The following is a 21,190-nucleotide window of genomic DNA, read 5'->3' as shown; positions in this document are numbered from 1 at the left end:
CCGGCCATGGGGGCCGCGTCAGCTGTCGGACCACTCAAATCGGATACGCCCGTTTTTCTAAACGCGCTTCACCCGGCCCATGAGCTGCATCCACTCTTTTGTTTGGTGCATGCCGTTGCCCCAAAACCGGGTTCCACTCTTGGGCGGCATACATTAAGTCCAGATTAACCCTGATATCTGTGTCAGGCGGGCCGCCTGTCCAGTGACCAAGTACCTTGCATCGCTTGTTTCCCGTCGACGCGGGTGCGGGTTAACGTTTCGAATCGTCCTGATTCCGCCATTCTGTCCGAAGGTCAAGCGCCTCTGGCATGATTCGCATGAAAAAAGCGAATCAATTACCCGACTTAGCGCGCCTCGCCCCCAGGGGAAGCGTGGCCGCGCCTTCATTTCGCGCTCGCATGCACCTAGGCTCGCCCAGCCCTGCCCGACGAAACACCAAATCCTTCGATCAGCGCTTCCGTCGCTTGTACATCCTGAAATTGCGCCTGAATTTCGATCAGATGGCGGAAGTTTTCGTCCGAAGGATCCGCTTCGAGGGCCGCTTCCGCCTGTTTCAGCTCCTTATGTAAGGTGCGCGCGCTGCGCTGCAAGTGCAACGCCTGGTTCAGAGCGTCGCGGGCATCCTCGAGGGCCGCCGTCTCCAGCGCCGGCCATTGCCGCGCCCGCTTGATCAGGCCGACGGCGCGCTCCCAGATCTCGGCGCAGCCGGCGCGCTCTATCGTCGCCACCACGGCGTGGCGGTCATTGGCCATGTTATGCGCCATCGCGTCGAGGATGGCGGCGTGCAGCCGCGACAGGTCGGAATTGGCGAGGTCGAGGAACTCGACATGGGCGAAATTCTCGTCGATCAGCGCCGGGTGGTTGACCAATGCCACGATGATCGTCGCCTCGCGCACAGACATCCCCTCGCCGCGCCTGACCAGCGCCGACTGGCCGAGGCTTTCGGTGATCGCCATGCGCCCGCCGCCTGCCTTGGCGAATTGCCCGCCGGGCGCGGGCTTGCCCTGGCCGCGCTGACCGGGCCGGCCGCCATCCTGACGACCTTGCCGCGCATTGCGCTGGGAGCCGAAGAAGCTCAGCACCCGCTCGCGCATTTCCTGCTGGTAGTGGTAGCGCGTGCTTTCGTCGCGGATGCGGCTGCTGAGTTCCCGCAGTGTCTGTCCCAATTCCGCCCGCCGCTCGGGCGTGTCGAAGACGCCGCCCGCCGTCTCGCGCATCCACAACAGGTCGACCAGCGGCCGCGCATCGGCCAGCACGGCGCGGAAGGCCTCCGGCCCCTCGGCCTTGACCAGATCGTCTGGATCCTTGCCTTCCGGCAGCAGCGCGAAGCGCGCCGAGCGTCCGGCCTGCACCGATGGCAGCGCGAGATCGGCGGCCCGCCAGGCCGCCTTCAGCCCGGCCTTGTCGCCGTCGAAGCACAGCATCGGCTCCGGCGCCATGCGCCACAACAGTTCGAGCTGGTTTTCGGTGAGCGCGGTGCCGAGCGGCGCCACGACATTCTCGAAGCCCGCCTGCGCCAGCGCGATCACGTCCATGTAGCCTTCGACCGCGATAACGGTGCCGCCCTTGGCCAGAGCCCCCTTTGACAGCGCTTGCCGGGCGCGGGCGAAATTGTAGAGCACATTACCCTTGTGGAAGAGCTCGGTATCGGGCGAGTTCATGTATTTGGCGAGCGCGTCGGGCGCCAGCGCGCGGCCGCCGAAAGCGATGATCTTGCCGCGAGAATCCGGGATCGGGAACATGATGCGGTCGCGGAACCAGTCATAGGAGACCGGAATGTCGTCGCCATGGCGCACCAGCCCGCAGGCTTCGATATCGGCTTTCGGCACACCCTTGGCCGCCAGATGCTCCTTCAGCGCGTTGCGGCTGTCGGGCGCGAAGCCGAGCCGGAACGACTGCTGTGTCGCCGGCGTCAGCCCACGATCGCGCAGATAGGCGCGGGCCTTGGCGCCCTCGGGCCCTTGCAGGCGCTCCTGGAAAAAGGCGGTCGCCATCTCCATGACATCGGTCAGGCTGGCACGTTCCTGCTCGCGCCGCTCTTCCTGTGCGTCACGAACCGGCATCGGCACGCCGGCCATGTCGGCGATCTTCTCGACCGCCTCGGGAAAACTCAGTCCTTCGAGCTCGGTCAGGAATTTGAAATGGTCGCCCGAGACCGAGCAGCCGAAACAGTGGTAACGGCCCTTCTTGTCCTCGCAGTGGAAGGAAGGGCTCTTCTCGCCATGGAACGGACAGCAGGCCCAATAGTCGCCGCGCGACGTATTGGTCTTCTTGCGATCCCACGCAACGCGCTGGCCGATGACCTGCGAAATCGGCACGCGGTCGCGTATCTCGTCGAGGAAGGCGGGCGGAAATCGCATCGGGGAACTCGTTTCGCCACCATATAACCATGCCCGCGATTTCAGACGACCCCCAATAGAGGCCATACCCGGTTTCCACAGGGCAAGGCGAGCCCGCTGTGCCGCCGGTCAGTCGCCGTCGTCGACCAAACTCTCGATCGGCAATTCGAGAGCACGGGCAATCCGCAGCCAAAGCGTGACGTCCCCACCGCGCTTTCCGTTCTCGATATCCGAAAGGTAGTTCTGGGTCACGCCCACGGAGGCAGCGAGAACGGCCTGGGTCTGCTTGCGGTATCTGCGCCAAAAAGCGAGCGGAGAGACCGCGCCGACAAGTGCTCGTGCTTCATCGGGCGTAAGACCGGGAATCTGCCCGGCACGAAACCCGCCAAGCGCCTGCGCATGCTCCAGCGATTCACGAAGGGCTTCCAGTTCGCTGCGAGGCAGGATGGCCAGTTCCTCGCCACCTGGCGTCGTGACATAGGCGATGTTGTTCATCCCGGCATTTCCCTGGAATAGGTTTCGATCTTCGATAAAATCCTCTCGGCATCGACCCGATGCTTTCGCAACGCTTTTGCCGCCAAGGGCAGAAGTATGACCCGCTTCACCGTCTAAATATCGCATATTGTGATATTTTTCGGCAAGGTGGGTCGGCATGAGACCGGATAGGACGAGCCCAAAAAGAAGGCGACCCTTGCGGGCCGCCTGCTATCGAAAGGCCGGCGACATGCCGGCTATCGTCGATGATTACTGCGCGGCAAGCGTACCGAAGATGACGCCGGACAGGATGCCGACCAGCACATAGTCATTGCCGACGCGGATCCATTCCTGGCCGCGGCCGGGACGATGCAGGCCATAGCGGCCATAGTCGCGGATCGGCTGGTGCTGCCTCCAGCCGGAATATTTCTGGCCGTTGCGCCAGTGGTTCCGCTTCACGATCACCTTCTTCTGGACGAACCGCTTCTGGATGACGCGCCTCTTGACATCCCGGTTGGCGGGCTTCTGCCAGTCGACCTTGGCATAGTTCGACTGCGGCGCCACTGGCGCGTTCATCGGCGCTGCCTGGCCGGAGAGCGAGGTGGCGGCCAGCATCGAGAAGGCGAGAGCGGAAAGGACAATGCGTTTCATCAGAAGTCTCCTTGGTTGTCGATGCCAGGGGAATAGCGGCCAGGGGATGAACCGAAACTGAACGCTAGCATTACAATTATGTAATGAATTCCGCCAGTTAATCCAAAGATTTGAACATCATCGCAAAGACGGGCGCCAAAAGCGTCGCAGGTCCGGCCGAATCCACTGCTTAGGCCCATGCAACCATTTGCGGGCCCGTCCATTTTCCGACACCGGCTGTCGCCTCGCGGCGGGCCCTTGAAATCGACAAATTTTTATTATCCGGCTAAAATATTCCGGCTATATTCCAAGGCTGACATGACCATGATTCGTGCTCTCGTCTTCGCCCCCTGTCGCCATGCTGCCCGCAGCGCGCGCCGTGCCCGCGCGCAGGCGCGGCGATGAGCGGCTCGGTCGTCCTTCTGCATCTGGCCGGCGCGGTCGCGCTGATGCTGTTTGCCACCCGCATGGTCAAGACCGGCGTCGAACGCGCCTATGGCGACGTGCTGCGTCATCGTCTGCGCGCCACCATGCGCAATCCGATCATGGCGGTGCTGGCCGGCACCGGCCTTGCGATCGCGCTGCAAAGCTCGACCGCCGTCACCTTGCTGGTCGGCTCCTTCGCCGGTTCCGGCATCGTCTCGGGCGCCGCCGGCCAGTTGGCCGTGCGTGGCGCCGAGATCGGTTCGGCTCTGGTGGTCAAGCTGCTGACCTTCGATCTCACGCTGCTGGTGCCGCTCTGCCTGACATCAGGCACGGTGATGTTCATGGCCACCGAGCGGCGCGACTGGCGCCAGATCGGCCGCATCCTGGTCGGCATCGGCCTCTTGATCCTGTCCCTCGAAATGATCGGCCAGGCGTCCGAGCCGCTGCGCAACAGCCAGTTGCTGCCGGTCATCCTCAACTACTTCTCCAGCGATTCCATCACCGCCTACCTGCTGGCGGCAATGATCACTTGGCTGTTCCAGTCGAGCATCGCGGCGGTGCTGTTGATGGCCACGCTGGCCGGCCGCGGTCTGATCAGCCCCGAACTCGGCCTCGTCCTCATCCTTGGGGTCAATCTCGGTTCATCGCTCATCGCGCCGATGCTGACACGCTCGGCCAGCCCCGAAGTCCGCGTCGTGCCGGTCGGCAACCTCCTGATGCGCGGGCTGGGCTCGCTGGTCATGCTGATCCTGTTCATGATCTTCCGGCCGCATGTCGCCTTCCTCGGCCCGACGGCGGCCGATCAGATCGTCAACGCCCATATCCTGTTCAACGTGATCATCCTGCTCGCCGGCCTGCCGCTGGCCGGTTTGGTCTACCGAGCCTCCGAAAGGATCGTGGCACTCGGAGCCAAGCCGGCGCCGGCCGCCACGCTCGACGTCGTCGAACTGTCGGCGCTCAACGAAAGCGCGCTCGATGTGCCGAGCCAGGCTCTGGCCAACGCCACACGCGAAGTGGTGCGGGTCTGCGAGACGGTCGAGATCATGCTCAAGCGCATCATCGAACTCTATGAGGACGCCGACTCGGACAAGATCAAGGCATTGGCGGCGCTCGACGACCGTGTCGACCGCAGGCACGCGGCCATAAAGCTCTACCTCGCCAAGGTCACGAGGAACCCGATGACCGAAGACGAGGCGCTGCGCTGCCAGGAGCTGATCGGCGCCTGCGTCAAGCTCGAGCAGGTCGGCGACATCGTCGTGCGCAACATGCTGGTCCATGTGAAGAAGAAATTCGAACGCGGGCTGGAATTCACCGACGAAGGCTGGAGCGAATTGTGCGCCTTCCACGCCTCGGTGCTGGCCAATGCCCGGCTTGCCTTCAACGTGCTGGTCTCGCGCGATGCCGAAACCGCACGCCAGCTGGTGCTGGAGAAGGACCAGCTGCGCGACCGCGAAAAGGAAACCAGCGCCAGCCATTTCCTGCGGCTGCGCGAAGGCACCGCCAAAAGCGTCGAAACCAGTTCGATCCACCTCGATACCATCCGCGACCTGAAGCAGATCAACTCGCTGCTGGCCTCGATGGCCTATCCCGTGCTGGAAGAGCGTGGCCTGCTCACGGGGTCGCGGCTGAAGGCCAGCTAGGCGACAACGATTCGCCGCGGCGGCATCCACCTTGGCAACAAGGGGTAGGCATTCCAGCCGTGAACGGCCAAATTAGTCTTTGCTTACTCACCCATCCGTCGGCTAAGAATCCGTTTCTACCGGGAGGAAATCGATGGAAACCCATTCGCGCAGTTTCGCCAAGGCGCTTTCCTGGCGCGTGACCGGCACCATCGATACGATGATCATCTCGCTGGTGGTTACCGGAAGCATCAAGATTGCGGCCGCCATCGGTGTAACGGAGGTCTTCACCAAGTCGCTGCTTTATTATTTTCACGAGCGGGCATGGCTGAAGGTTCCTTACGGACGTAAGTCCGTGACCTGACGGGACCGGTGCCCAACGGATCTGGTCAAGAAAAGCTAAAGCGACCGTGACAATTTCTGGATTGCCTGCCCGGGCTATCCATGGTTTGAGCCCTGTATTTCGGGGGTTTCTGCTCATGTCGCTGCCGCTCATCGCCCTGTTCATCGCCGCCTTCGCTTTCGGCACCACCGAATTCGTCATCGCCGGCGTGCTGCCGCAGGTGGCGCAAGGGCTTGGCGTTTCAGTTCCCTCCGCCGGCTATCTCGTCTCCGGCTATGCCTGCGGCATCGCCATCGGCGGCCCGCTGCTGGCGCTCGCCACCAAGTCCTTGCCGCGCAAGACCTTGCTGCTCGGCCTCGCCGTCGCCTTCACCCTGGGCCAGGCGGCCTGCGCGCTGGCGCCCGACTTCACCTCGATGCTGTTGCTGCGCATTGCCGTGGCGGTCGCGCATGGCGCCTATTTCGGCGTCGCCATGGTGGTCGCCGTCGGCCTGGTGCGCAAGGATCAGCGTGGCATGGCGGTCGCCGTCATCCTGTCGGGCCTCACCGTCTCCAACGTCATCGGCGTGCCGGCCGGCACCGCCATCGGCAACATCTGGGGCTGGCGCGCGACCTTCTGGGTGATGGGCGCACTGGGCGTGGCGGCAACTCTGGCCATGGCGGCCCTGTTGCCGCGCACGACCGGATATCAGGCCAAGGCGGCGAGCCTAGCCAGCGAGGTCCGCGTGCTGGCGCGCCAGCAGGTCTGGACCTCGCTGATCCTGATGCTGATGCTGATGCTCGGCCAGTTCTGCCTGTTCACCTACATCACCCCGACGCTGCTGGAGGTGACAGGGCTCGACGAAAACCTGGTGCCCTGGGTACTGCTGCTCAACGGCGTCGGCGCCACGATTGGCGTCTTCCTCGGCGGCAAACTGTCGGACTGGAAACTGATGCCGTCGCTGATCACCATGCTCGCCCTGCAAGCGGTGACGCTGGCCGTCATCTATGCCGTCAGCCCCTACCCCGTGCCGATGGTTGTCGCGATCATCGTCTGGGGCGGTCTCAACTTCGCCATCGGCACCCCGATCCAGACCCGCATCCTGTCCTGGACGGCCGACGCCTCCGGCCTCGCCGCCTCGCTCATTCCGTCTGGCTTCAATATCGGCATCGCGCTGGCCGCGTCGCTCGGCGCCGCCATGCTCAATGCCGGCTACGGCTATCGCAGCCTGCCGGCTGTTGGCGCGTTTGCCATGCTGGTCGCCGTGATTGTGGCTGTCCTCTCCCATCTTTGGGAACGGCGCAGCGACATCAGCCCGCCGGTACCGGCGGCCGCCGAATAACATGGCAAGGACTGTCGCCGATTTCGGCCTGACCTGCGGCACCTTGCCGACGGGCACGCACAACGCGATCACCGACGTGCCTGGCGTGCGCGTCGGTCACTGCACGCTGCGCGACGGCGACATCAACACCGGCGTGACCGCGATCCTGCCGCATGGCGGAAACCTGTTCCGCAAGAAGGTCACGGCCGCAAGCCATGTCATCAACGGCTTCGGCAAGACGGTCGGGCTGACGCAGGTGCAGGAACTCGGCACCATCGAGACGCCCGTTCTCTTGACCAACACGCTCTCGGTCGGCACCTGCGCCACGGCGCTGATCCGTGACGCCATCCGCCAGAACCCCGATATCGGCCGCACCACCGGAACGGTCAATCCGGTGGTCGGTGAGTGCAATGACGGTCCGCTGAACGACATCCAGGCCCTGGCGATATCGGAGGAGCATGCCCTTGCCGCGTTGGCGGATGCCAGTGAGGGCGCGGTCGAGCAGGGCAATGTCGGCGCCGGAACCGGAATGAGCTGCTTCGGCTTCAAGGGTGGCATAGGCTCGGCCTCCAGGAAGATCGCGCTTGGCGACGAACATCATCTTGGCATTCTCGTCCTGTCGAATTTCGGCAGGCCGGGCGACCTCGTCCTGCCCGATGGACGCCGGCCCGACCCCAGGCGGCACGCCGAGGCCGAACGCGGCTCGATCATGATCGTTCTTGCGACGGACGTGCCGCTCGAACACCGCCAACTCGAGCGCGTGGCGCGCCGCACTGGGGCCGGCATCGCCAGGCTTGGCTCCTTCTGGGGCAATGGCAGCGGCGACATAGCCATTGCCTTCAGCACCGGCAACCCGGTCGACCACGATGAAACCCGCGATCTGGTGCCGCTGGTCGCGCTCAACGAAGCACGCATCGACATTCTCTTCCGGGCGGCGGCGGAAGCGACGCAGGAGGCCGTGCTGAACTCCATGCTGTCCGCCGAGGCTTTCACCGGCAGGGCCGGCGCGCACCGCGCATCGCTCGCCGACTGGCTGCGTGATCAGGCCGAAAGGCGATAGGCCTACAGCTCGATCCGGAACCGAAGGCTCTCCACCCCGCCATAGGCGGCGTCCTCGAAGAAGCGCTCGACGAGTTTGCCGCCATTGGCCAGGATCACCTTGTGCGAGGCCGGATTGCCCGGCTTGGCGGTGATCTCGACATAGGGCAGGCCCACCGCCCTCGCCTCGTCCAGCATCAGCCGCAACGCTTCGGTGGCGTAGCCGCGCCGCCGCTTCCACGGCACCACCGCGTAGCCTATATGGCCAAGCACGTGCGGCGGCAGTTCCGCCGTGCCCTTCTGCCAGCGAAAGCCGATCGAGCCCGATGCCTCGCCGTCCCAGATCCAGCGGCGGAAGCCCGGCAGGCGCGGCACCTGCGTGCCGTCGGGCAAGGCGATGGGCGGCCCTTTGGCCTCGGGATCATCGAGCTCGGCGAGGAACGCCATGGGATTTTCTTCTATGGCCGCGAGGTGCTCGCGCGTCGCCTCCAGGAGCCGCACATTGTCCGGCGACCAGCCGCGCTCGAGCGCCGCCTTGTAGGACGGCAAATGTTCAAGCCCGGGTTTGACGATCTCGATCATGATCGATGCCTCCTGAAAACGAGACAGGCATAACCTTCGACAGCAGGGCGCTCAAGCCGGCTGGAAGCGGATCTCTCCCTTGTTCAGGAAGCAGGTCTTGCTGAACAGCGACAGGTCGAGCGGATTGGGCAGCCTGATGTCGCCGATATCGGGGATAGGTTTTCCCGACAATTCGTACGAACGGTCGATCTGCGCGATGAAGACCAGGATAAGTCCCCTGTCTCGCGCGAACAATCGCAGCCTGCGTATCTGCGTCATCAGATCCGGATTTTCTCGCTTCTGGTCAAGCAATTGCAGGTAGTCGATCACCACCAGCGTGCCGGGCGAAGCCGAAGCCAGCCTCGCCACCATGTATTCGGCCGAGATGGCATCGGAACTGTCGAATTCGAACCGGCCCTCGAATTGCCGCGGCGCGACCCCGATCGCGTGGAATCGGTCGAGAATGTCGGCCTGCGTATATTCCAGCGTGAAGAAAACACTGTGCCGGCCGCGCTTCATGGCCTCGACCGCGAGTTCCAGGCTCATCAGCGTCTTGCCGTGGCCCGGCCGCGCGCCGACCAGCACGAGGTCACCGGGCGCCAGCTGGGCAAACAATCTGCTGGCGGGTCCCGTTACGGCGGCCCTTGCCGCAAGCAGGCTCCAGCTCGCAAAACCTTCTTGTGCTGCAATGCGGTCAAGCGCTTCGTGCAGCGGAATCTTGTCCTTGCGGGACAACAGCCTGGCTTGACGCTTCAAATGATAGACGGGCCAAGATAGCCTCATCGCAAAACCTCCTGGTGCGAGCAGTTTTTGCAACCCCTCCTTATGCCTGGTGCTCAAAACAGTCGGTTCAGTGATTGGATGGCCCCGCATGAATGATGCTTTCCCGGCGGAGGGAGGAGGCGTGGGCCGCGCCAGAATCAGATGATAGCGCAATCCGGGCGGGATCGAAAATCGGGGTCGTTTGCAGGCCTCCGCCCCAAGCCTTGGCCCAGCATGGCAGCTTATGGATGGTTGCGCGTCGGCCTGGTCTCTTCGCGCATACTTGCCGACGCGCTAAACAAGATGTGTTTCGCCTGATGACGCGCCGCGTCTTATGATCGTCCTCTGGTGATTCCGCGGGGAATCACAAAGGGACAGGAGAATGGGTACGGTGCGGTTGAGATCTGTCCCGCTGGGTGTCGTCGTCACCCTCAGCCTTCTTGTCGTCATCATTGCCTTGATGGCATCGGCCCGGTCCTTTGCCGCGCCATCGGCCGTTCCGGCCTGGCTGGAGGCCCATGTCGGCAACGGCGATGGCCAGATCTCACAAGTGGTGCTGGAGCGGGCGCGCACGCTTTACCTGAAGAAGGTGGCGCAGGGCGCCGTCAGCAACCCCTGCTACTTCGCCATGGATGCCACCCGCCCCGGCGACCTGGGCAATGGCGTGCTCGGGCGCCGCTACTATGTCGTGTGCGAAGCCAGCCAATCGTTTCGCGCGATTTCGTCGGGTCACGGCGGCGGCCGGAACCTGAAAGGCACCGTGGATTTTTCGAACGGCAGGCGCTGCGCGAAGAACTTCGGCAATGCCATGGATTCGGAACTGACCGCCGGCGGCGGCTACATGACCAGCGAAGCGAAAACCTCGTTCAAGGGCTTTTATCGCACCGGCGCGAAACAGGACGTGGCTTTCCAGCGCACCTTCATCCAGTTCGACGGCGAAGGCGAAGCCGCCAACGCAAGGCAGCGCGTGATCGGCGGCCACGCGGCGCAAGTGCTGCGCGGCATGTGCATGCGCAAGACCCCGAACAGCGCCTATGCCGACCATGACGGCTTCGTACCGTTCGGCAAGCTGGTGGACTATGCCGGCGGCCGCAGCAATGGCTGCACCAGCTGGTCGCCGGCCGATGCCGCGCAACTCATCTCGATGGTGAAGGACAATCCGACGACGCTCTACATCTATCCGGAATCGCGCGATATCGCCTCCGTTGCCGGCGGCCATTCCGCTTCAGGTACCTATTGGAACGCATCCTGCCTGAAGGAAATCGGCAAGCCGAAATTCTGGCCGCGAAAAATGCTCGAGCCTGTCATCGCCCAATACAAGAAGGATCATCCCGCACCACCTGCGCAGCCGCTGCCGATCTGCAAGGGGCCGTGAGACGTACCCACGGCCCTGCTCCGGCTCAGCGCAGGAAATCGAGCACGGCCTGCACGAACTCGGCGGGGTATTCCACGTTCGACAGGTGGACCGCGGGCAGCACGACAAGCTTCGCGCCGGGCACCGCAGCCGCGATCAGCTCGCTATGGCTCGGGGCCGTCACCGTGTCGTGCTCGCCGGCGATCACCAGTGTCGGCCGGGAGATCAGCGCCACCGTGCGGCGAAGGTCGGCGTCGCGAACCGCCGCGAAACAGACCGGCCAGGCCTTGCCGGTCGATCGCAAGCAGCATAGCGCGGAATTCCTCGATGACGGGTTCGTTGGCCGCCACCATGTCGGCGGGGAACCAGTTGTTGAGGAACACGTCGGCGGTTTCCGACATGTCCGGCGCCTGTCGCACGACGGCAATCCGCTCGTCGAAATAACTTGCCGGCCCGAGATGGGACGAGGTGTTGCTTAGGATCAGCCGGTCGATCCGCTCGGGCGCGTGGATGCCGAGCCACTGCCCGACGAAACCGCCCAGAGACAGGCCGAGGAAATGCACGCGCCCAAGGCCGAGCGCTTCGATGAGTTCGATCACGTCGCGGCCAAGCCGGTCGAGTGAATAGGCGCCGACTGGCGTGCTCGACCCGCCATGGCCGCGAAAGTCGTAGCGCAGAACGCGGAAATGCCTGGACAGTTCGTCGATCTGCCCATCCCACATATGCAGCGTGGTGGCGATCGAGTTTGACAGCACCAGCACAGGCTTCCCGGCATCGCCGTCGAAGCGGTAGGCGATGCGCGTGCCGTCGCCGACAGTCACGAAATTCAGCTCACTCATGATGAAATCCTCCTGGAACGTTGAATGAGGCAAAGCGTAGCTGTGGCCGGGTTTTGGTGATATTACAAAGATAGGACAATCTCTGTAATCAAAGCTGACATGGCCGAATTCACCTTGCACGACCTTCAGTGCTTCGACGCCGTGATCCGCACCGGCGGCTTTCAGCCGGCCGCGGCCATGCTCCACCGCTCGCATCCGGCGGTGTTCGCCGCCGTCGCCAGGCTCGAACGCCAGCTCGACCTCGTCCTGCTGGATCGCAGCGGCTACCGTGTGCGTGCGACCGAAGCGGGGCTGTCGTTCCACCGTCGCGCGCATCAGCTGCTGCGCGAACTGGAGGGCCTGCGCGTCCATGCCGCCCAGCTGTCGATGGGCGAGGAAAGCGAAATCCACGTCGTGATCGGCGACCTCTGCCCGCGCCCGGAGGTGCTGGGCATGCTCGGACGGTTCTTCGCCCGGTGTCCCGCCACCCGGCTGCATCTCCATTTCGAAGCCGTCGGTGGCCCGTGGGAGCGCCTTTTCGACGACAAGGCCGATCTCATCCTGCACTGGATCGACAAGGGCGACGTACGGGTCGAATGGATCGACCTCAGCAAGGTGCCGTTCATTCCCGTGGTGGCGCCGGGCTTCCTGCCCGAGCGCCTCGAACGACCGATCACACTGGAGAAGATGCAGGCGTTCACCCAATGCGTGATGCGCGACACCGCCCTGCATTCGCCACGACAGGACTATTTCGTGGTCGAGGGCGCGCCGCAATGCCTGGTCCCCGATCAAGCGATGAAGAAGGAGATTATCCTGCAAGGGCTCGGCTGGGGCCACCTGCCCCACTTCCTGATCGCGGAAGAGCTGCGCGGCGGACGGCTACTATCCATTGCCGGCAGTCATCTGCCGGGCCGCACCGACGAATTGGTGGTGGCGCGCCGCCGCGACCGGCCGCACGGGCCGATCGCCAACCGCCTGTGGGACCATATCCAGCAGGAAGCGCCGGCATTGCGCCGCGCGTTGGAGCCTCGGGCCTAGTAGCGAGCCGCGGCTTGGCGTCGAATGGGCCGTGTTGGAAGCCGCTGACGCGACGGTAAAAAGCCCTACTGTAACAACCCCTTGACGATGCCGCTCGCCTTGCCGAAATCCATCTGGCCGGCATATTTCTGCTTCAGCGCGGCGATCACCTTGCCCATGTCCTTCTGGCTGGCCGCACCGGTCGCGGCAATTGCCTCGCGCGCCGCCGCCGTGACTGCCGCATCGTCGAGCTGCGTCGGCAGGAAGCCGCGGATGATCTCCATCTCGCCGCGTTCCTGCGCCGCCAGTTCCGGCCGCTTGCCGTCCTCGAATGCCTTGGCCGATTCCTCGCGCTGCTTCACCATCTTGGCCAGGATCTGCAGGATTTCCTCGTCGCTGGCGGGGTCCTTGCCGGCACCGCGATTGGCGATGTCGCGGTCGTGGATGGCGGCCTGGATCAGCCGCAATGTCGGCAACCGGTGCTTGTCCTGCGCCTTCATCGCGGTCTTCAGGGATTCGGCGATTTTCGCGCGCATTGCTCTCTCTCCTTCGGTCGGCGCGGACAATAGCGCCGGGAGCAAGTCAACGCAAACCCTGATATGCCAGGGCAAGTCTATGATATTCCTCAATGAAATAAATCGCGGCGGCATTTCGCATGATCATTGACCGCCCTGCCCCCTTCCCCTATGTACTGGGCCTTGCATGAACTGAAGCTTGGGTGCGTGGAGGCCGCGAATTCGCCGCTTCGCGCCGTTTGCCGCGCGAAGGCCCGCCGGGCTATGGAAGCGCGCGGCCTGATAGGAGTGCCGCCATGGCCGAGATGACGCCCGCCTGGGCCACTGAAAAGCCGACCGCCCTTCTGGTGTTGGCGGACGGTACCGTCATCGAGGGTCGCGGCCTCGGCGCCACCGGCTCCGCCGTCGCCGAAGTCTGCTTCAACACCGCACTCACCGGCTACCAGGAAATCCTCACCGACCCGTCCTATGCCGGCCAGATCGTCACCTTCACCTTCCCGCATATCGGCAACATCGGCACTAATGGCGAGGACATCGAAGATCTCAACCCGGCCGCCCGCGCCGGCGCTGTCGGCGCTGTCTTCAAGGCCGATGTCACCAACCCGTCCAATTATCGCACCGCCGGCCACCTCGACCAGTGGCTGAAGAAGCGCGGCATCGTCGCGCTCTCGGGCATCGACACTCGCGCGCTCACCGCGCTGATCCGCGAAAAGGGCATGCCCAACGCCGTCATCGCGCATGCGCCGGACGGCGTCTTCGACCTCGACGATCTGAAGCGGCGCGCCGCCGCATGGTCGGGCCTGATCGGGCTCGATCTCGCCAAGCAGGTCACGTCGGGCCAGTCCTCGGTCTGGCGCGAGACGCCCTGGGTGTGGAACGAGGGCTTTGGCGAACAGGCCGAGCCTTCGCTGCATGTCGTCGCCATAGACTACGGCGTCAAGCGCAACATCTTGCGGCTGCTTGCCGGCCTCGGCGCCAAGGTCACCGTCGTTCCCGCCAAGACCGACGCGGAAGAAATCCTCGCCATGCAGCCGGACGGCATCTTCCTCTCCAACGGCCCCGGCGATCCGGAAGCCACCGGCGACTATGCCGTGCCGGTCATCCAGGACCTGCTCAAGACCGACATTCCGGTGTTCGGCATCTGCCTCGGCCATCAGATGCTGGCGCTGGCGCTGGGTGGCAAGACCGCCAAGATGCACCAGGGCCATCACGGCGCCAATCATCCGGTGAAGGATCACACGACAGGCAAGGTCGAGATCGTCTCGATGAACCATGGCTTTGCCGTCGATGCCGACTCGCTGCCCGCGGGCGTCGAGGAAACCCATGTCTCGCTGTTCGACGGCTCGAACTGCGGCATCGCGCTGACCGGCCGTCCGGTGTTCTCGGTCCAGCATCACCCCGAGGCCTCGCCCGGCCCGCAGGATTCGCACTATCTGTTCCGCCGCTTCGTCAACCTGATCCGCCAGAAGCGCGGCGAGGAATTGCTGGTGGAAAGGGCTTGACTCGATCCGTCAGCGCTGCCCCTCGCCCGTCCCCAGGATGGCGGACCATTGCTGGCGGTCGAGGCTGATCTCCAGTGCCTTGACCATGGCCGCAAGCCGATGGAAACGATCGCAAGATCGCCGGCGCCGACGACACGCCATCCGTGGTCAGCGCGAATGCGACCGTCATGCCTGTGCTCCATCCTCGGCCACATCGGTCGAGGTGCTGCTGAGTGGCGACGGTCTTGCCACCTTGGTGACGAAGACGATGACCGCCAGCATCAGGAAGCACGCGCCGACTAGATAGGGCGCGCCGCCGAAGGTGACGGGCGCGCTTGGCCCGGTGAACCAGGAAAAGATCGCGGTATAGAGCAGCGGCGTGATGATCGAGGTGATCGAGAAGATCGAGGTCATCGCGCCTTGCAGTTCGCCCTGTGCCGAAGGCGGGACCTTGGCGGCGGCGAGGCTTCTGAGCGGCGGATCGGCCAGCGCTTCCAGGCAGCCGACGACGATCACCGCGTAGACCATCCAGCCTTGCGAGGCGAAGGCATAGCCGAAGGCGCTGGCCGCCGTGAACGTCAGGCCGATGACCGCCGTCCTCCACTCGCCGAGCCTGGGGATGACGCGCGGCAGCACCGTGCCCATGACGATCGCGCCGCACAGGCCGAAGGCGCCGAGCGAGAAGCCGATCTGCTGCTCGCTCCAGCCATAGCGGTAATTGGAGACGAACGACCACACCGCCGGATACATCATGTGGCCGAGCGTCATCAGGAAGAAGACCAGCCCGATCCAGCCGATACCCTGATACTGGCGCATCTGCAGGAGCGTGCCGACCGGGTTGGCACGTTTCCACTCGAAGCGGCGGCGATGCTTTTCATCGAGCGTTTCGGGCAGGAAGAACATCGCGATCAGGAAGTTAACGAAGGCCAGCCCGGCGGCGCAAAAGAACGGCACGCGCGGGCCGAACGTGCCGAGCAGGCCGCCCAGCACCGGCCCGATGACGAAACCGACGCCGAACGCAATGCCGAGCAGGCCGAAATTCTTCGCCCGGTTCTCGTCGTTCGAAATATCGGCGATGAAGGCCGACGTCGTCGAATAGCTGGCGCCCGAAATGCCGGCCAGCACACGTCCGATGAACAGCATCGGATAGGACCAGGCGATCGCGCAGATCAAATTGTCGATGGAAAAGGTCAGCACCGAGGCGAGCAGGATCGGCCGCCGTCCGAACCGGTCGCTCAGGCCGCCCATGATGGGCGCGAAGAAGAACTGCATGGCCGCATAGACGAAGAACAGCCAGCCGCCCTCGATCGCCGCTTCGCTGATGCCGACGCCGGTCAGTTCCCTGAGAAAGGCCGGCAGCACCGGCATGATCATGCCGAAGCTGATAATGTCGAGCAGCAGCGTGGTGAAAACAAGCGCGAGGCCCCGCCTGGCGGTCTTGGGGTCGATCATGGTGGGTCAAGCTCCTCTGGCCGCCCTGGGGCGCGGGCGGACGCACCTTATAGGCGAGCCGGCGGAAAGGAACAATGCGGGAACAGGCAGGAAGCTTTGATCCTGACACTCCCTGACGGCGTCTTGCCGCCAGGTCCTTATCCGAAAACGACTGCTTAGAGCGAACCACTCATCGTGTTGCAGTCCGACAGCTTGCCGCTCTTGTAGCCGCGCGTCAGCCAGGTCTGCCGCTGCTGCGAGGTGCCGTGGTTGAAGCTTTCCGGCACGACATAGCCCTGCATCTTCTTCTGCAGCGTATCGTCGCCGATCTGCTTGGCCGCGTTCAGCGCGCTTTCGAAGTCGCCCTGCTCCAATATGCCCTTCTGCCCGGTGTAGTGTGCCCACACGCCGGCGAAGCAGTCGGCCTGCAGCTCGATGCGCACCGACAGCTGGTTGGCATCGGCTTCGCTCATGCCCTGGCGCATCTGGTTGAACTTGCCCATGATGCCGGTGAGGTTCTGCACGTGGTGACCGACCTCATGCGCGATGACGTAGGCACGGGCGAACTCGCCTGAAGCGCCGAACTGCTGGTCGAGCTGCTGGAAGAAGGTCATGTCGAGATAGACCTTGTGGTCGCCCGGACAATAGAACGGTCCGGCCGCGGCGGAAGCAAAACCGCAGGCCGAGCGGACCTGGCCGGAAAACAGCACCAGCTTGGGGTCCTCATAGGTCAGGCCTTGCGACTTGAAGATGCCGGTCCAGGTGTCCTCGGTCTCGGCGAGCACGGTCGCCACGAACTGCTTCATCTCGTCATTGGCGGGTGTGCCGCCGCTGTCCTGGCTGCCACTATTGTCTGATATCTGGCCGCCACCACCCGGCAGCAGGCCGCCGTCGCCGCCGCCCAGGATTGCCGAGGGATCGAAGCCGAAATACCAACCGGCCAGCACCACCAGGATGACGAGGAATATGCTGCCGCCGCCACCGGCGCGGCCACCGATCGGGATGCGGAACTGGCCGCCACCACCACCGATCCCGCCGCCACCATCGCTGCGGTCGTCCTCGATATTGTCACTCTGACGACGGCCTCTCCAGAGCATGGCAATTCCCCGCGATGCAAATTTCCGATTGACCTGCCGATCTCTCGGCCAGCCTGATCCACCAAACAATTATCGCAACGGCTGCTCCAAGTCACAGCATTTTTCATGGGCATGGCAGCCCTGGCATCGCCGTTTCACCGCACTGGCCGGGAGCGCACAAGGCCTGTAGCATCGCTGACGTGGGGAGGGGTTCGAGGCTTGAGGACGATCGGGGGTTTCCTGTCGCTGCTGGCGGCGCTGCTGTGCCCCGGGCTTGAAAATGCCGGCGCCGTCACGCTCGATTCCAGCGTCGCCGTCACCGATCCCGCCACCTTGCAGGCGCTGGAGCGTGGCGGCCTGTCGATCAGCCGCTTGCTCGGCCCCGCCCTCGGCCTCACCCGCGACGTCGACAATCGCGGCCTGTTTTCGGTGCCGGCGCTGGCCACGGTGCGCGACACCGTCAAGCGCGAGATCGCAGATGAGCCGAAGACCAGCCCCGACCCCTATGTCGCGGCCATGGCGAAATCGAACGACACCAGCCAGAAATTCAATCCCAAGTACATCGACGACGACGGCTCGACGCTCGACCTGACCGGCGTCGTCAACCGCATGGACCGAGGTTATCTCGGCCACACCGAGTGCGGCGAGATCCGGCTGATCTACCGCTTCCACTATTCGGTCGAGGAAAAACCGGTGAAGGGCAAGTCCGGCCAGCGCATCTCCTCCCGCCTGCCGTTGACCATGAGCCTGGTCTTCAACGCCAAGCCCGGGAAGGCGCAGCCCCGCGCTTCGAAGGACCTGCCCAGCGCCACCGACGCGTCCTGCGCGGACGTCGCCCGGCGCTGGCTGGCCGCCGGTCGAAAGGACCTGCCGCCGGAACAGCTCGCCGCCTGGCTGCGCTCCGACGAAGGCCCGCTGTCGGGCGCCATGCTGAATTCCTCGCAGATCATGCGGATCGAGCTCAACATGCAGGTGCTCAGGCTGTCGGCTTCCACACGGCGCGATTTCGGCGGCCATGCCGAGTATCTCCTGAAGATCTTCAAATGGGATCCGGCCATTTCGAGCTTCTATGAAGCCAGGATGGAAAACGAGATCGACCGGTCAACCGTGCTGGCCGACAGGCCAGCCTTCGCCAAATGGCTGCTCACCGACCGCAACATCTATGACCTCGACCATGGCCGGCTGGTGGTCGACGAGAAATTCCTGGCCAGGAGCGCTGTGTCGGTGGCGCCCGGCGGCCTGAGCCGGTCGCAGAACAACATCGTCTATGGATTGGTCGACGACGCCGACATCGACAAGGCGCTGAAGGACTATGTCGCCAGGGGCAACACGCTCGCCACCATCAAATCGGTCGCCGGCTTCAATCTGCGCCTCAATGAGATGTCCTGCACCGGCTGCCACCAGACGCATGGCATCGCCGGCTTCCACTACACCGGCGCCGATCCGGCCAGCGAGCCGCGCCGCAACGCCGTCTTCGTGCCCGGCTCTGCCGTCTTCTTCGCCGACCTGCCGCGCCGCCGCGCCATCGTCGAGCAATTCGCCGCCGGCGACCACCCGGATTTCACCAGGGGCTTCGCCGCCCGTCCCGATGCCCGCTACGCCGAGGCGCTGAAGGGCACCGACCTCTACAATGGCTGGGGCTCGATCTGCTATCGCGGCGAGGATGAAAGCTTCAAGGGCTGGACCTGCGGTGCCGGCCTGCGCTGCGCCGGCGTGCATGAAAGCGCCATTCATCCAGGCTTCGGCACCTGTGTCAGCGAAAAAGGCATTGCGGTCGGCGACCCCGTGGAATTCGGCGAGATCAGGATGTCGACCTGGGGCAGCGACCGGTATTGCCGCCTGTCGCCCGCCACCGCCAAGGATTGTGGCATCGACCAGGCGCGCGACAAGAAGCCGGTGGTGAAGCTCGCCGGCTATGGCGCGGCACGCCAGCGCTACGACAATCCCGACCAGAAGACCGGCGGCTTTCCCGGCGGCATGCTGCGCAAGGCGAGCTGCGACAAGCTCCCCGACGAGGCAAGTTGCGGTCGTCTCGCCAAGACCGGCTTCAACGACTGCATCGCGTCCGGCAAGGACCATAAATTCTGCACCAGGGAATTCACCAAGACCGCCGGCCTGCGCGCCTGTGACAAGGCGCATCCCTGCCGCGAAGACTATATCTGCACCGCCGGCTATGAGGATCTACCCGAGGCCAAGCCTGGCGAAGGCACCTGCATCCCGCCCTATTTCATCTTCCAGTTCCGCGTCGACGGCCATCCGCGCAGCTGGAAACAGGATGTCAGCGAGTGAGCCGTCCGGGGACTGGACAACAGCCCCGGAGTAAACCTTCCTTCCGAACAGTCCTAGCCGGCTTCCATGCTCCGCCAGAACTGAAGGACCGTAGCGGCGATCGCTTCTGGCGCGTCTTCCTGGACGAGATGCTTGGCATTGGGAACTGTCTCAAACGTCGCGCCGGGAATGCGCCGCGCCAGCTCCCGGCCGTCCTTTACCGGGATCCAATCGTCATTGTCGCCCCACAGGATGGTGACCGGACACCGGATTTCGCCATATCGCCACTCCACCTCCTCGGTGTATTTGTCATCCATCTGTGCGACTTGCCTCCAGAATGCCTTCTGGCCCTCGTCGCCAAGCCATGGACGCAGATAGGCCTGCATCTCGTCCTTGCGTAGCGGATTGTAAGTCGCGCCGTTGATATAGGCGCGCAAGATCGCTTCGTGGACATAGGCGGGCAGCCCGGCAAAAACCTTCTCGTTCTGTTTGGCCGCCTGGACGAGCGGCGAGCCTTGCGGGCTGATCGCCACCGGATCGATCAGCACCAGCGAGCGGAAATCCAACCCGTTGAGCAGATGACCGCGCAGAGCGGTCGATCCGCCGAAATCATGCGCGACCACATCGGGCCGTTCCAGCTTCCAGTGGGCATGGAGGGCCGCGAACAATTCGTTCTGGATGCCGCGCGACACGTCGCTGTCCGGCTTGTCCGACCAGCCATAGCCAAGCATGTCGAAATAGTGGACGCGTCGCTGCTTGGCGAGCCATGGCGCTATACGGCGCCACTCGACCGAGGAGAAGGGCGTGCCATGGAGAACGACGGCGGGCGGTCCTTCCCCCATCACGCCCCAGGCGATGGAATGTCCTTGAAAGACAAAGCGTTCGGGCGGGCGCCACTCGATCGTCATCTGCATCGATCCGGAATTACCGCCGCCTACTCTTTCTGCTTGGCACCGGCGCTCTTGCCGTCCGAGCTTTTCGAGCGTTCCTCGAAACGATCGGCGCCTTTCTTCAGCGGATGTCCCGTTTCGGCTTCGGTCTTGCGCTCGTCCCTGGCGGCCGCCTGTTTCAGTCCTGTGGCTGCCTGCTTGCCTTTTGCGGTCGGTGCCTGCTCGATGCCCATGGCTTCCTCCCTGGCGCGCAACAAGCGCGCGATGAGAGCCAACGCGCATAAGCGCCGACGGTTCCAGCGGCTAACGTTCGACAGATCGACATTGAGTGCTTCAGCGGGCCGTCATCGCCTTGCGGAACGCTTCCAGCGTCTCGGCGCTGACATGGTGCTCGATGCCCTCGGCGTCGATGCGCGCCGTCTCGGCGCTGACGCCGAGGGAGCGCAGGAAGGCTTCCACCGTCTGGTGGCGAATGCGACTTTCCTCCGCGACCTTGCGGCCGGCTTCGGTCAGGAACACGCCGCGATAGGGTTTTCGCGACACCAGCCCGTCGGCGCAGAGCCGCGTCAGCATCTTGGCCACCGTCGGCTGGGCGACGCCGAGGCGAGCGGCGATGTCGACCTGGCGCGCCTCGTTGCCGTCCTCGATCAGGTCGGCGATCAGCTCGACATAATCCTCGACCAGCGCGCTGCGGCGCGCTTCGCGCGTCTGCCGGAACCCTTCCGAATGGATATCGGCATCGAGCAACGGCTCACGCGGGACCGGTCTGTTCTTCAGCGCCAATGCGCGCTCCTCCTCGGAAGTTTAGCCGTCGCTGCTTTTATAGCACGGGCTCTGATTCTTCAGGC

At 64.1% G+C, this 21,190-nt stretch carries 19 protein-coding genes and 1 pseudogene; 8 read left to right on the top strand and 12 right to left on the bottom strand.

Annotated features, from left to right (window positions below):
- Nucleotides 1-404 precede the first annotated feature (404 nt).
- From dnaG to O7B34_RS21845, 3 genes are all read right to left on the bottom strand, one after another.
- On the bottom strand, nt 405-2,360 hold the full coding sequence (gene dnaG, locus O7B34_RS21855; RefSeq protein ID WP_337148046.1) for a DNA primase: 1,956 nt from the start codon (nt 2,358-2,360) through the stop codon (nt 405-407).
- A 108-nt stretch (nt 2,361-2,468) separates the two neighbouring features.
- Nucleotides 2,469-2,834 carry a helix-turn-helix transcriptional regulator gene (locus O7B34_RS21850; RefSeq protein ID WP_337148045.1) on the bottom strand — a complete coding sequence of 122 codons (366 nt, stop codon included), beginning with the start codon at nt 2,832-2,834 and terminating at the stop codon, nt 2,469-2,471.
- Between the two features lie 249 nt (nt 2,835-3,083).
- Entirely contained in the window at nt 3,084-3,464 is a 381-nt protein-coding gene (locus O7B34_RS21845; RefSeq protein ID WP_337148043.1) for an RcnB family protein, read from the bottom strand.
- A gap of 380 nt (nt 3,465-3,844) precedes the next feature.
- Between O7B34_RS21845 and O7B34_RS21840 the strand changes: the two genes are divergently transcribed.
- From O7B34_RS21840 to O7B34_RS21825, 4 genes are all read left to right on the top strand, one after another.
- Complete coding sequence (locus O7B34_RS21840; RefSeq protein ID WP_337139861.1) at nt 3,845-5,509, top strand: Na/Pi cotransporter family protein; 1,665 nt, start codon at nt 3,845-3,847, stop codon at nt 5,507-5,509.
- A gap of 133 nt (nt 5,510-5,642) precedes the next feature.
- A complete protein-coding gene (locus O7B34_RS21835; protein WP_337139860.1) occupies nt 5,643-5,852 on the top strand; it encodes a DUF2061 domain-containing protein in 210 nt (69 codons plus the stop codon).
- Between the two features lie 115 nt (nt 5,853-5,967).
- The gene (locus O7B34_RS21830; protein WP_337148041.1) at nt 5,968-7,152 is read left to right on the top strand and encodes an MFS transporter; all 1,185 of its coding nucleotides are present in this window, start codon (nt 5,968-5,970) and stop codon (nt 7,150-7,152) included.
- Nucleotide 7,153: 1 nt separating this feature from the next.
- A complete protein-coding gene (locus O7B34_RS21825) occupies nt 7,154-8,191 on the top strand; it encodes a DmpA family aminopeptidase (protein ID WP_337148040.1) in 1,038 nt (345 codons plus the stop codon).
- 2 nt (nt 8,192-8,193) lie between these two features.
- Here the strand turns inward: O7B34_RS21825 and O7B34_RS21820 are convergent, their stop codons facing one another.
- A complete protein-coding gene (locus O7B34_RS21820; protein WP_337148039.1) occupies nt 8,194-8,751 on the bottom strand; it encodes a GNAT family N-acetyltransferase in 558 nt (185 codons plus the stop codon).
- Nucleotides 8,752-8,802: 51 nt separating this feature from the next.
- Complete coding sequence (locus O7B34_RS21815; RefSeq protein WP_337148038.1) at nt 8,803-9,513, bottom strand: DNA helicase; 711 nt, start codon at nt 9,511-9,513, stop codon at nt 8,803-8,805.
- Nucleotides 9,514-9,883: 370 nt separating this feature from the next.
- Between O7B34_RS21815 and O7B34_RS21810 the strand changes: the two genes are divergently transcribed.
- Entirely contained in the window at nt 9,884-10,867 is a 984-nt protein-coding gene (locus O7B34_RS21810) for a hypothetical protein (protein ID WP_337148188.1), read from the top strand.
- Nucleotides 10,868-10,892: 25 nt separating this feature from the next.
- Here O7B34_RS21810 and O7B34_RS21805 read toward each other — a convergent pair.
- Nucleotides 10,893-11,685, bottom strand: a pseudogene (locus O7B34_RS21805) (alpha/beta fold hydrolase).
- Between the two features lie 99 nt (nt 11,686-11,784).
- Between O7B34_RS21805 and O7B34_RS21800 the strand changes: the two are divergent.
- Nucleotides 11,785-12,702, top strand: a complete 918-nt coding sequence (locus O7B34_RS21800; RefSeq protein ID WP_337148037.1) for a LysR family transcriptional regulator — start codon at nt 11,785-11,787, stop codon at nt 12,700-12,702.
- Nucleotides 12,703-12,767: 65 nt separating this feature from the next.
- On the opposite strand, the gene O7B34_RS21795 is transcribed toward O7B34_RS21800, so the two are convergent.
- The gene (locus O7B34_RS21795; RefSeq protein WP_127279693.1) at nt 12,768-13,217 is read right to left on the bottom strand and encodes a GatB/YqeY domain-containing protein; all 450 of its coding nucleotides are present in this window, start codon (nt 13,215-13,217) and stop codon (nt 12,768-12,770) included.
- A gap of 275 nt (nt 13,218-13,492) precedes the next feature.
- Here O7B34_RS21795 and carA point away from each other — a divergent pair, with 275 nt between their 5' ends.
- On the top strand, nt 13,493-14,698 hold the full coding sequence (gene carA / locus O7B34_RS21790; RefSeq protein WP_337148035.1) for a glutamine-hydrolyzing carbamoyl-phosphate synthase small subunit: 1,206 nt from the start codon (nt 13,493-13,495) through the stop codon (nt 14,696-14,698).
- Between the two features lie 165 nt (nt 14,699-14,863).
- On the opposite strand, the gene O7B34_RS21785 is transcribed toward carA, so the two are convergent.
- The gene (locus O7B34_RS21785) at nt 14,864-16,129 is read right to left on the bottom strand and encodes a TCR/Tet family MFS transporter (protein ID WP_337148034.1); all 1,266 of its coding nucleotides are present in this window, start codon (nt 16,127-16,129) and stop codon (nt 14,864-14,866) included.
- 155 nt (nt 16,130-16,284) lie between these two features.
- Nucleotides 16,285-17,205, bottom strand: coding sequence for a KPN_02809 family neutral zinc metallopeptidase (ypfJ, locus tag O7B34_RS21780; protein ID WP_337148032.1), 921 nt, complete (start codon nt 17,203-17,205; stop codon nt 16,285-16,287).
- A 198-nt stretch (nt 17,206-17,403) separates the two neighbouring features.
- On the opposite strand from ypfJ, the gene O7B34_RS21775 reads away from it, so the two are divergent.
- Nucleotides 17,404-19,473 (top strand): hypothetical protein, encoded by a 2,070-nt coding sequence (locus O7B34_RS21775; RefSeq protein ID WP_337148031.1) that lies wholly within the window; start codon nt 17,404-17,406, stop codon nt 19,471-19,473.
- A 53-nt stretch (nt 19,474-19,526) separates the two neighbouring features.
- On the opposite strand, the gene O7B34_RS21770 is transcribed toward O7B34_RS21775, so the two are convergent.
- From O7B34_RS21770 to mntR, 3 genes are all read right to left on the bottom strand, one after another.
- Nucleotides 19,527-20,360: an alpha/beta fold hydrolase gene (locus O7B34_RS21770; protein WP_337148029.1), complete on the bottom strand. Its 834-nt coding sequence runs from the start codon at nt 20,358-20,360 to the stop codon at nt 19,527-19,529.
- Between the two features lie 26 nt (nt 20,361-20,386).
- Complete coding sequence (locus O7B34_RS21765; protein WP_337139849.1) at nt 20,387-20,575, bottom strand: hypothetical protein; 189 nt, start codon at nt 20,573-20,575, stop codon at nt 20,387-20,389.
- Nucleotides 20,576-20,675: 100 nt separating this feature from the next.
- A complete protein-coding gene (gene mntR, locus O7B34_RS21760; RefSeq protein WP_027145749.1) occupies nt 20,676-21,125 on the bottom strand; it encodes a manganese-binding transcriptional regulator MntR in 450 nt (149 codons plus the stop codon).
- Nucleotides 21,126-21,190: the final 65 nt, after the last annotated feature.

Source organism: Mesorhizobium sp. Cs1299R1N3, from assembly GCF_037179625.1.
Taxonomy (GTDB): domain Bacteria; phylum Pseudomonadota; class Alphaproteobacteria; order Rhizobiales; family Rhizobiaceae; genus Mesorhizobium; species Mesorhizobium salmacidum.
Note: the sequence above shows the minus strand (reverse complement) of the source record. Positions and strands in the feature narration are given on the sequence as shown.